Origin of the sequence: Pseudomonas sp. URIL14HWK12:I12, assembly GCF_003097135.1 — a bacterium.
GTDB lineage: Bacteria > Pseudomonadota > Gammaproteobacteria > Pseudomonadales > Pseudomonadaceae > Aquipseudomonas.
On record NZ_QEQL01000016.1, the window covers coordinates 1 to 1532 of the forward strand.

The 1532-nt window shown below is 60.2% G+C and carries 1 protein-coding gene; it reads left to right on the plus strand.

Going from position 1 to position 1532, the window contains the following annotated elements; translation table 11 throughout:
• Positions 1-1532 (plus strand): hypothetical protein (locus tag F474_RS22745; protein ID WP_165830362.1); only part of this gene is annotated, 1532 nt, incomplete at both ends.

A 1532-nucleotide genomic window follows, 5' to 3' on the forward strand; every position in this document is an offset into this window, starting at 1 on the left:
GTGGCAGGGCCCGCATTGTCGTCCGCCTGGCGCAGCGTGAACTCGGCGGTGCTGGTGACTGTACGCCACCCCTACAGCCGCCAGCTGCTGGGGCATGAGGTTTTCGTGCCCCAGGCCCCGGCTGACCAGAACGCCTGGGAGCAAGCCTTGGCCGAGGCGATCGCGCTCAAAGGGTGGCCGCAGGTGGTCGTCGGCCGCGAGGCGAGCGACGCTACCCTGGAGCGAGCTGGCACGGGTGAGGGCGGGTTGCGGCTGTGGCAACCTCGGTTTGCCGGGTTGCTGGTGGAGCTTGAGGCCTTGGGGGAGGGCGGTGAATGGAAGCCGCAGCGGTTAGGTGACTATCTTGAAAATACAGACGAAATGCCTGTTGGTGCGTCGCACGATTCATTCCAGGCCAAAGTTTCCCAGAAGGCCTATCACGAAGGCTCGGCGCTGATATATATCAACTATAACCCGGGTGAGCTGGTGTTTCGGCTCGACCCTGACGCTAAAAACAAGGGTTATCGAGTGGCCGATTGTTTTCGAGAGACCAGCGACACCTATATATCGGTAAATGCAGGGAGCGATGTCGAGGTAACCTCGGTTAGCGCCGATGCAGTGACTTGGGCAAAGGGCCGCAAAAGTACGGCCTTCAGGCTGATGATGGATGTCCCTGACACGAATCGAGGCAGTGCAGCGCTGACCATTGGCCATATCGGCTATCTTGACGACAGCGCATTATGGCAGGGCGTAGTCGAGGTCAAGTTCACCCCACCCAAAGCCCTGCCAGCCTATAAGCCCAGCAGCGCGTTGTGCGAAGACTACGGCAACACCATGGCCTCCGAGGTGTTCGATGCCAGCGGCCAAAGCGAAACCGGTGTAGACCCTCGGACGGGGCTATTCCATGCCCATTACCCGATTGCAACGCTTCAAGGGTTAGCGGGGCGCGGCCCGGTGTGCGAACTGACACTGCACTATTCGGCCCTGCGTGGCAATGAAGCTGGATTGGGAGACGGCTGGGCCTGGCGTTTCGCCAGCCTGGACACACGCGATCGCCGCCTGGTGATGGAAAACGGCGCTACGGTGGTGTTCACCGACGATGAATGGGAAGAACTGGGCAAAGGCACACGCCTGAGCAAGCACGGCTGCTTCATACGCAGTGACAAGGACTGGAGCCAATTCACGCTCGACCTGCCCAGCGGCCGGCAGGAAATCCTCGGCAAGCCGTCGGCCGCAGGCAGCGATGAGCAAGAGCACAACGATGCTTTTCGCCAGGAGATTATCCGGCTACTGGAGGCGATCAAGAAGAATTCAACCCCCCAATTCCCCACGAAACCTGAAGGCGTCACACAGTGGGCACTGGCTATTATTTGCCCATCGGGCTACAGCGGCGCAGCCGCCCTGGACTACGCCGCAGCGCTCAAGGCCTGGGGCGAAAAGACCAAGGAACTGGACGAGCGCATTGCCTATTACAAACGGCCTTTTGCGCAACTGCTGCCGCACACGATCACCTCGCCCTACGGTGAAACCCTCACATTGAGCTGGCAACGTTT